Here is a 9,965-nt window from a genome sequence, read left to right as displayed (position 1 = left end):
AGGACTGAGAACACCGCGATGAACGACTCCGCCACCCCGCACGACGACCCGCAGGCGACCAGCCCGGCCCCGTCGGACCTGGAGGACGTGTACCCGCTGTCCTCGCTCCAGGAGGGCCTGCTGTTCCACGCGCTCTACGACGACCGGGCCCGCGACGTGTACGTCGTGCAGGCGCACCTCGACCTGGCCGGCCCCGTCGAGGCGCCGCGGCTGGCCGCCGCCGTGGACGCGCTGCTGGCCCGGCACGCCAACCTGCGGGTCGGGTTCTGGTACGAGGACCCGCAGGACGTCCTGCAGTTCGTCCAGCGCACCGTCGAGACCCCGCTGCGCACCGTCGACCTGACGGGCCGTCAGGAGTCGGACGTGCGGCGCGAGATGGACGCGGACTGGGAGCGCCCGTTCGAGCTGGACGCGCCGCCGCTGCTGCGCTTCGCCCTGCTGCGGCTGGGCGCCGACCGGCACCGGCTGGTGCTGACCTGCCACCACCTGCTGCTGGACGGCTGGTCGATGCCGATCGTGGTGCGCGAACTGCTCGCGCTCTACCGGGGCGAGACGCTGCCGCCGGTGCGCCCCTACCGCGACCACCTCGCCCTGCTGGCCACCCGCGACGGCGCCGCCGCCGAGCGCGCCTGGGCCGCCGCCCTCGACGGGTTCGACACCCCGCACCCCGTCGCGCCCGCCGTCGCCGGGACGGGCGCCGTCGAACCCGGCCTGCTCACCCGGCAGGCCGGGCCCGAGCTGACCGCCCGGTTCGCCGCCGCCGTCCGCGGCCGCGGCCTGACCCTCGGCAACGTCGCATACACGCTGTGGGGCGTGCTGGTCGGCGCGCTCACCGGCCGCACCGACACCGTGTTCGGCACCACCGTCTCCGGCCGCCCCGCCGACCTGCCGGGCGCCGAGTCGATGGTCGGCCTGTTCATCAACACCGTCCCCGTCCGGGTGCACCCCGCCGCCGACGCCACGCTCGCCCGGGCCGCCGCCGAGGTGCAGGCCGCCCAGGCCGAGCTGATGGAGCACCAGCACCTCGGCCTGGCCGCGATCCAGCGCGCCGCCCGCGCCGACGGGCCGCTGTTCGACACCCTGCTGGTGGTGGAGAACTACCAGGGCGGCGGCGAGCAGCTGAGGACCGCGCTGGACGCCGTCGGCGGCGACGGCCCGGTGGTCACCGCGCTCGGCGCCCGTGACGCCACCCACTACCCGCTCGGCCTGACCCTGCTGCCCGGCGAGGACCTGCGGCTCGAACTCGAGTACCGCCCCGACGCGTTCGACGCCGACCGGGCCGCCGCCGTCCTCGACCGCTTCCTCGGCCTGGTCGAGGCGTTCGCCGCCGACCCGGACACCCCGCTGGCCCGCCTCGACCTGCTCACCGCAGCCGAGCGCGCCGCCCTCCCCGCCGCCACCGCCGGCCCCGCGCTGCCCGCCGTCCCGCCGCCCGGCGCCGACGACCTGTTGCGGGCCCGCGCCGCCGACGCCCCCGACGCCCGCGCCCTGGTCGGCCCCGCCCTCGACGGCACCCGCACCGAGCGCACCTTCGCCGAACTGGACGCCGATACCGACGCGCTGGCCCGCCTGCTGCTGGAGCGCGGCCTGCGCACCGAAGGCATCTGCGCCCTCGCCCTGCCCCGCTCCACCGAGGCCGTCACCGCCCTGCTCGCCGTCCTGCGGGCCGGCGGCACCTACCTGCCGCTCGACCTCGACCACCCCGACGAGCGGCTGGCCCTGCTGCTGGACGACGCCCGCCCCGCCGTGCTGCTCACCACCCGCGCCGTGCTGGCCCGGCTGCCCGAGCACCCCGCCGCCACCGTCGTGCTGCTGGACGACCCGGCCGTGGCGGCCGAACTCGCCGCCCCCGCCGAGCCGGTGAGCGTCCCCGTCCACCCCGCGCAGGCCGCGTACGTCATCCACACCTCCGGCTCCACCGGCCGCCCCAAGGGCGTGGTGCTCACCCACGCGGGCCTGGCCAACCTCGCCCACGACCACCTGACCCGCGAGTTCGCCACCGCGCTGGCCGCCACCGGCGCCGCCCGGCTGCGCGCCCTGCACACCGCCTCGTTCTCCTTCGACTCCTCCTGGGAGCAGCTGATCTGGCTGCTCGGCGGCCACGAACTGCACCTGCTCGGCGAGGACGACCGCCGCGACGCCGAGACCGTCGTCGCCTACACCCGCGCCGAGCGGATCGACGCCCTGGACGTCACCCCCAGCTACGCCCGGCAGCTGGTCGACAGCGGCCTGCTGGCGGGGGAGCACCGCCCGCCCGTGCTGCTGCTCGGCGGCGAGGCCCTGCCCGAGGCGCTGTGGAGCGAACTGCGGGCCGAGCTGCGCGCCGCGCCCGGCACCACCGTGCTCAACTACTACGGCCCCACCGAGTTCACCGTGGACGCGCTGGTCGCCGACCTCGCCGACACCCCCGACCCCGCCGTCGGCCGCCCGCTCACCGGCGGCCGCGCCTACCTGCTGGACGCGCTGCTGCGGCCGGTGCCGGACGGCGCGCCGGGCGAACTGTACCTGGCCGGAACGCAGTTGGCCCGCGGCTACCTGGACCGCCCCGGCCTGACCGCCGGACGCTTCGTCGCCGACCCGTTCGGCGAGCCCGGCACCCGGATGTACCGCACCGGCGACCTGGTGCGCCGCCGCCCCGACGGCGCGCTCGACTACCTGGGCCGGGCCGACGAGCAGGTGAAGATCCGCGGCTACCGGATCGAACTGGGCGAGATCGAGGCCGCGCTGGCCGAGCACCCCGCCGTCGCGCACAGCGCCGTCCTGGTCCGGCGCGGCCCGGTGGACCGGATCGTCGCCTACCTGGTGCCCGCCGTCGCGGGCGAGCCGGACACCGCCGGGGTGCGGGCCGCGCTGGCCGCCCGGCTGCCCGCGTACATGGTGCCCAGCGCCTTCGCCGTCCTCGACGCGCTGCCGCTGACCGTCAACGGCAAGCTCGACCGCGCCGCCCTCCCCGACGACGCCCTCGACTACGCGGGCGCGGCCGGCTCGCGCGCCGCCGAGACCGCCACCGAACGCCTGCTGTGCGGGCTGTACGCGGAGGTGCTCGGGCTGCCCGAGGACGCCGCGCTCGGCGCCGAGGACGACTTCTTCCGGCTCGGCGGCGACTCCATCTCCTCCATCCGGCTGATCGGCGCCGCCCGCGCTGAGGGCCTCGCGCTCAGCCCCCGCGACGTCTTCGAACGGCGCACCCCCGCCGCCCTCGCCGCGCTCGCCGACAGCCGCGAGGCCGCCACCGCGCTGCCCCCGCTGCCCGAGCTCCCCGCCGCCACCGCGGCCGAACTCGCCGCCGTCCGGGCCGCCGCCCCGCACCTGGAGATCGAGGAGGTCTGGCCGGTCTCCCCGCTCCAGGAGGGCCTGCTGTTCGAGGCCGACTACGACGACGGCGCCGTGGACGTCTACACCGCCCGCGACGTCATCACGCTCGACCGCCGCGTCCCGCTGGAGACCCTGCGCGCCGCCGTCGCCGCCGTCCTGGACGCCCACCCCAACCTGCGGGCCGGCTTCCTGCAGACCGGCCCCGACCGGCCCGTCCAGTTCGTGCCGCGCGCCGTCGACGTCCCGCTCGCCGAGACCGACCTCTCCGACCTGGGCGAAGCGGAGTTCGCCGACCGGCTGGGCGAGTTGAAGGCGAAGGAGGCCGCGACCCGGTTCGACCCGGCCGCGCCGCCGCTGCTGCGCCTGGTCTCGGTGCTCGCCCCCGGCGGCGGGCAGCGGATCCTGGTCACCAACCACGCCCTGCTGTGGGACGGCTGGTCCTCCGGCCTGTTCCTGCAGGAGCTGCTGAGCCGCTGCGCCGGCCTGCCCGCCCCCGAACCCGGCCTGCCCTACCGGGAGTTCCTGCGCTGGCTGGCCGCCCGCGACGCCGAGCAGGGCACCGCCGCCTGGCGCGAGGCGCTGGCCGGCCTGGAGGAGCCCACCCTGCTCGCCCCGCAGGCCCGCGAGCGCGCCGGACTGCTGCCGCACTCCGTCACCGCCCGGCTGAGCACCGAACTCACCTCCCGCATCGCCGCGTTCACCCGCACCCACGGCCTCACCCTGAACAGCGTGCTGTCCGGCGCCTGGGCGCTGCTGCTGGCCGGGCTGACCAACCGGCAGGACGTGGTGTTCGGCGCCACCGTCTCCGGCCGCCCCGCCGAACTGCCCGGCATCGACGGCACCATCGGCATGTTCCTTAACACGGTGCCCGTCCGCGCCGCGCTGGACGGCGGCGAGAGCGTCGCCGCCTTCCTGGCCCGTCACCAGGCCGAACAGTCCGCCCTGCTGCCGCACCACCAGACCGGCCTGGGCGCCATCCAGCGCGGCACCGGCTTCGGCCGCCTCTTCGACACCCTCCAGGTGCTCCGCAACACCCCCGCCGACGCCGCCACCCGCGCCGAACTGCGCGAGCGCCTCGGCGTGCGCGAGGTCGAGGACGTCGACGCCGCGCACTTCCCGCTGATCTTCATCACCAACCCGGGCGAGGCGCTGGTCTTCGAGTGGAAGTACCGCCCCGACGTCTTCGAGCGCACCGAGGTCGAGCAGCACGCCCAGCGCCTGGTCGTGCTGCTCGACCAGCTCACCACCGACCCCGACCGCCCCGTCCGCAGCCTGGACGTGCTGACGGCGGGTGAGCGGGCGCAGTTGGGTGAGTGGGCCCTGACGGGGCGGGAATTGCCGTCGGCGTCGGTGGCGGAGATGCTGGCGGAGCGGGCGGTGTCGGTGCCGGGTGAGACGGCGCTGGTGTTCGGTTCGCAGGCGTGGTCGTATGCGGAGTTGGACGCGCGGGTGGACCGGTTGGCGCGGTTGTTCGCGGCGCGGGGGGCCGGTCCGGAGTCGGTGGTGGCACTCGGGTTGCCGCGGTCGTTGGACATGGTGGCGGCGCTGTTCGCGGTGCTGCGGGCGGGTGCGGCCTATCTGCCGCTGGAACTCGACTACCCGGCGGACCGGTTGGCGTTCATGGTGGAGGACACCGCCCCGGTCGTCCTGGTCACCGACTCCGCCACCGCGGCCCTGCTGCCCGACCACCCCAGCTGCTGCTGGACGACCCGACCGTCGAGGCCGAACTCGCCGCCTTCCCCGCCGACCCCTACCGGGTGCCGTACGAGCCGGACGCGGCCGCGTACGTGATCTTCACGTCGGGTTCGACCGGTCGGCCGAAGGGTGTGGTGACGCCGTACCACGGCCTGACCAACATGCAGTTGAACCACCGCGAGGCGATCTTCGACCCGGTGGTGGCCTCGGCCGGCGGTCGGCGGCTGCGGATCGCGCACACGGTGTCCTTCTCCTTCGACATGTCGTGGGAAGAGCTGCTCTGGCTGGTCGAGGGCCACGAGGTGCACGTCCTGGACGAGGCGCTGCGCCGCGACGCCCAGGGCCTGGCCGACTACTGCGCCAAGCACGCCGTGGACGTCATCAACGTCACCCCGTCCTACGCCCAGGCCCTGGTGGAGTGCGGTCTGCTGGACGAGGGTCGGCACCGCCCGGTGCTGGTGCTGCTCGGCGGTGAGGCGGTGGCCGAGACGCTGTGGACCCGCCTGCGGGACACCCCCGGCGTGATGGGCTACAACCTGTACGGGCCGACCGAGTACACCATCAACACGCTCGGCGGCGGCACCCTCGACTCCGCGTCGGCCACGGTCGGCCGGCCGATCTGGAACACCGTCGCGCACGTCCTGGACGGTCACCTGCGGCCGGTTCCGGTGGGGGTGGCGGGTGAGCTGTACGTCTCCGGCGTCGGCCTGGCCCGCGGCTACCTGAACCGTCCGGGCCTGACGGCGGAGCGCTTCGTCGCCGACCCGTTCGGCGAGCCCGGCGCCCGGATGTACCGCACCGGCGACGTGGTGCGCTGGCGCCAGGACGGCCTGCTGGACTTCCTCGGCCGGGCCGACGACCAGGTCAAGATCCGCGGCTACCGGATCGAGCCCGGCGAGATCGAGGACGCCCTCACCGCCCACCCCGGCGTCGCCCAGGCCGCCGTGGTCGTCCGCGAGGACGCCCCGGGCGTCAAGCGCCTGGTCGCCTACCTGGTCGGCCCCGCCGAGGCCGAACTCGACGCGCTGCGCACCGCGTTGGCCGCCCGGCTGCCCGAGTACATGGTGCCCTCGGCCTTCGTGGTCCTGGACGCCCTGCCGCTGACCGTCAACGGCAAGCTCGACCGGTCCGCCCTGCCCGCCCCGCGCAGCGGCGGCGGCGAGCGGGCCCCGCGCGGCGCCCGCGAGGAGATCCTGTGCGGCGCCTTCGGCGAGACGGTCGGCCTGGACGAGGTCGGACCGGAGGAGAACTTCTTCGACCTCGGCGGCCACTCGCTGCTCGCCGCCCGGTTGATCGCCCGGGTCCGCAAGGCGCTCGGCGGCACGCTCACCGTCCGCGACCTGTTCGAGGCGCCGACCCCCGCCGCCCTCGCCCACCGCCTGGACGGCCCCGCCGACACCCGCCCCGCCCTCACCCGCCGCACCCGCCCCGCCGACCTGCCGCTGTCGCACGCCCAGCGCCGGATGTGGTTCCTGCAGAACCTCGACGGCGACGGCTCGACCTACAACGTCCCGCTGGTCGTCCGGGTCACCGGCCCGCTCGACCCGGACGCCCTGCGCGCCGCCGTCCGCACCGTCAGCGAACGGCACGAGAGCCTGCGCACCGTGTTCACCGAACGCGACGGCTCGGTGTTCCAGCAGGTCCTGGCCGCCCCGGCGCCCGCCGAGGCGGTCGAGGTCCGCCCCGTGTCCGAGGCCGGGCTCGACGCCGCCGTGCGGGACGCCGTCCGCCACGGCTTCGACCTCGCCACCGAACGGCCGCTGCGCGTCACCCTGCTCGAACTCGGGCCCGAGGACCACGTGCTGGTGCTGCTGTTCCACCACATCGCGGGCGACGAGTGGTCGATGAACCCGTTCGTGGAGGAGCTGACCGCCGCCTACACCGCCGCCGCCACCGGAGCGGAGGCCGAACTGCCGCCGCTGCCCGTCCAGTACGCCGACTACACGCTCTGGCAGCAGGAGCTGCTCGCCGAGGGCCCCGACAGCCTGCTGGGACGCCAACTCGCCCACTGGCAGCAGGCGCTGGCCGGGCTCCCGGAGGAGCTCGCGCTGCCGCTGGACCACCCGCGCACCCCCGTCGCCCACCACCGCGGCGACACCGTGCACGCCCAGGTGCCGCCCGCCGTCTACCGGGGCCTGCGGGAGGCCGCCCGGGCCACCGGCACCACCACCTTCATGCTGCTCCAGGCCGCCGTCGCGACCCTGCTGCACCGCCTCGGCGCGGGCGAGGACATCCCGCTCGGCGCCCCCGTCGCGGGCCGTTCGGACGCCGGACTCGACCGGCTGGTCGGCTTCTTCGTCAACACCGTGGTGCTCCGCGCCGACCTGTCCGGCGATCCGACCTTCGCCGAACTGCTGGGCCGCGTCCGCGAGTTCGACCTCGCCGCGTTCGCCCACCAGGACCTGCCGTTCGACCGCCTGGTGGAGGCCGTCAACCCGCCCCGCGTCCCCGGCCGGCACCCGCTGTTCCAGGTGATGCTGGGCTACCAGCACAACGACGGCCGGGCCGGCCGCCTGCTCGGCCTGGAGAGCCGGATCCTGCCGAGCGAGCTCGGCGCGGCCAAGTTCGAACTCGACTTCAACTTCGAGGAGACCTCCACGGCGGAGGAGATCGACATCGCCTTCGAGTACGCCGCCGACCTCTACGACCGCACCACCGCCGAAGCCCTGGTCGAACGGCTGCTCGCCGTCCTCGCCCAGGTCGCCGCCGACCCGCACCGCCGGGTCGGCAGCCTGGACGTGCTGACGGCGGGTGAGCGGGCGCAGTTGGGTGAGTGGGCGTTGACGGGGCGGGAGTTGCCGTCGGCGTCGGTGGCGGAGTTGTTGGCGGAGCGGGCGGTGTCGGTGCCGGGTGAGACGGCGCTGGTGTTCGGTTCGCAGGCGTGGTCGTACGCGGAGCTGGACGCGCGGGTGGACCGGTTGGCGCGGTTGTTCGCGGCGCGGGGGGCTGGTCCGGAGTCGGTGGTGGCGTTGGGGTTGCCGCGGTCGTTGGACATGGTGGCGGCGCTGTTCGCGGTGCTGCGGGCGGGTGCGGCCTATCTGCCGCTGGAACTCGACTACCCGGCCGACCGGTTGGCGTTCATGGTGGAGGACACCGCCCCGGTCGTCCTGGTCACCGACTCCGCCACCGCCGCCCTGCCCCGGATGCCGTTCACCCCGGGCGTCCCCCAGCTGCTGCTGGACGACCCGGCGGTCGAGGCCGAACTCGCCGCCTTCCCCGCCGACCCCTACCGGGTGCCGTACGAGCCGGACGCGGCCGCGTACGTGATCTTCACGTCGGGTTCGACCGGTCGGCCGAAGGGTGTGGTGACGCCGTACCACGGGCTGACCAACATGCAGTTGAACCACCGCGAGGCGATCTTCGACCCGGTGGTGGCCTCGGCGGGCGGTCGGCGGCTGCGGATCGCGCACACCGTCTCGTTCTCCTTCGACATGTCGTGGGAGGAGCTGCTCTGGCTGGTCGAGGGCCACGAGGTGCACGTGCTGGACGAGGCGCTGCGCCGCGACGCGGAGGCGCTCTCCGCGTACTGCGCCGCGCACGCGGTGGACGTCATCAACGTCACGCCCTCCTACGCCCAGGCGCTCGTCGACCGGGGCCTGCTGGACGAGGGTCGGCACCGTCCGGTGCTGGTGCTGCTCGGCGGCGAGGCGGTGGCCGAGACGCTCTGGTCGAAGCTGTCCGAGACGCCCGGCGTGATGGGCTACAACCTGTACGGGCCGACCGAGTACACCATCAACACGCTCGGCGGCGGCACCCTGGACTCGGCCACGGCCACGGTCGGCCGGCCGATCTGGAACACCGTCGCGCACGTCCTGGACGGCGACCTGCGGCCGGTTCCGGTGGGGGTGGCGGGTGAGCTGTACGTCTCCGGCGTCGGCCTGGCCCGCGGCTACCTGAACCGTCCGGGCCTGACGGCGGAGCGCTTCGTCGCCGACCCGTTCGGTGCGCCCGGCGCCCGGATGTACCGCACCGGCGACGTGGTGCGCTGGCGGCAGGACGGCCTGCTGGACTTCCTCGGCCGGGCCGACGACCAGGTCAAGATCCGCGGCTACCGGGTCGAGCCCGGTGAGATCGAGGACGCACTGAGCGCGCATCAGGACGTCGCCCAGGCGGCGGTCGTGGTCCGCGAGGACACCCCCGGGGTGAAGCGCCTGGCTGCCTACCTGGTGCCAAGTGAGGGTACCCTTATCTCGGCCGCTGCGATCCGTCGTACGCTGGCCGCCCGGCTGCCCGAGTACATGGTGCCCTCGGCCTTCGTGGTCCTGGACGCCCTGCCGCTGACCGTCAACGGCAAGCTCGACCGGAGCTCCCTGCCCGCACCCCGGGCCGAGGACTTCACCACCGGCGGCGAACGGCGCGCCCCGCGCTACCCGAGCGAGCGGGCGGTGCACGCGGCGTTCACCGAGGTGCTCGGCCTGCCCGCGGTCGGCATCGACGAGAACTTCTTCGACCTCGGCGGCCACTCACTGCTGGCGATGGAGCTGCTCCAGCGCCTGCGCACCGACTTCGAAGGGGACCTCCGCCTGCCCGACCTGCTCACCCGGCCCACCGTCTCGGCCCTCGCCGAGTTCCTGGTCGACCGGCTGGTCGACGCCGCCCTCGGCGACACCCCGCCCTGCTCCGCCTGACCCCGCCCACCCCGAGCCCACCCCGAGCCCGCCCCGAGCCCGCCCCAAGAGGAGAACACCCGATGGCTTCCACCAACCCGTTCGAGGACGACGACGCCCGCTACCTGGTGCTGGTCAACGACGAGAACCAGCACTCGCTGTGGCCCGCCTTCGCCGAGGTCCCGGCCGGCTGGCGTACCGTCCACGGCGAGGACACCCGCGAGGGTGCCACCGCCTACATCGACGCCCACTGGACCGACCTGCGCCCCGCGAGCCTGGTCGCCCGCACCGCCTGACCCCGCCCGCAGGAGAGGGGGCGGCCCCGCCGGACCAGGTCCGGCCGCGGAC

Annotated in this window: 3 protein-coding genes; all 3 read left to right on the top strand. The window is 75.1% G+C overall.

The genetic code is table 11. From position 1 onward, the window contains the following. Positions 1–18: 18 nt before the first annotated feature. The 3 genes from HUT16_RS02610 (at position 19) to HUT16_RS02600 (ending at position 9,913) form a co-directional block, all read left to right on the top strand. Positions 19–5,106, top strand: coding sequence for a non-ribosomal peptide synthetase (locus HUT16_RS02610; RefSeq protein WP_176185063.1), 5,088 nt, complete (start codon positions 19–21; stop codon positions 5,104–5,106). Further along, complete coding sequence (locus tag HUT16_RS02605; RefSeq protein WP_176185061.1) at positions 5,073–9,638, top strand: non-ribosomal peptide synthetase; 4,566 nt, start codon at positions 5,073–5,075, stop codon at positions 9,636–9,638. Before HUT16_RS02610 ends, HUT16_RS02605 begins: the two co-directional genes overlap by 34 nt. Positions 9,639–9,700: 62 nt before the next feature. Then, a complete protein-coding gene (locus HUT16_RS02600; protein WP_100834845.1) occupies positions 9,701–9,913 on the top strand; it encodes an MbtH family protein in 213 nt (70 codons plus the stop codon). The last annotated feature ends 52 nt before the right edge of the window (positions 9,914–9,965 follow it).

The sequence above is a fragment of the Kitasatospora sp. NA04385 genome (genome assembly GCF_013364235.1).
Lineage (GTDB): Bacteria > Actinomycetota > Actinomycetes > Streptomycetales > Streptomycetaceae > Kitasatospora.
The sequence above is the reverse complement of the archived record's forward strand: the minus strand, read 5'-3'. Positions and strand labels throughout refer to the sequence as shown.

Coding starts and splice junctions, on each gene's coding strand:
- HUT16_RS02610 (WP_176185063.1), top strand. CDS start 19: ATGAACGACTCCGCCACCCCGCACGACGACCCGCAGGCGACCAGCCCG.
- HUT16_RS02600 (WP_100834845.1), top strand. CDS start 9,701: ATGGCTTCCACCAACCCGTTCGAGGACGACGACGCCCGCTACCTGGTG.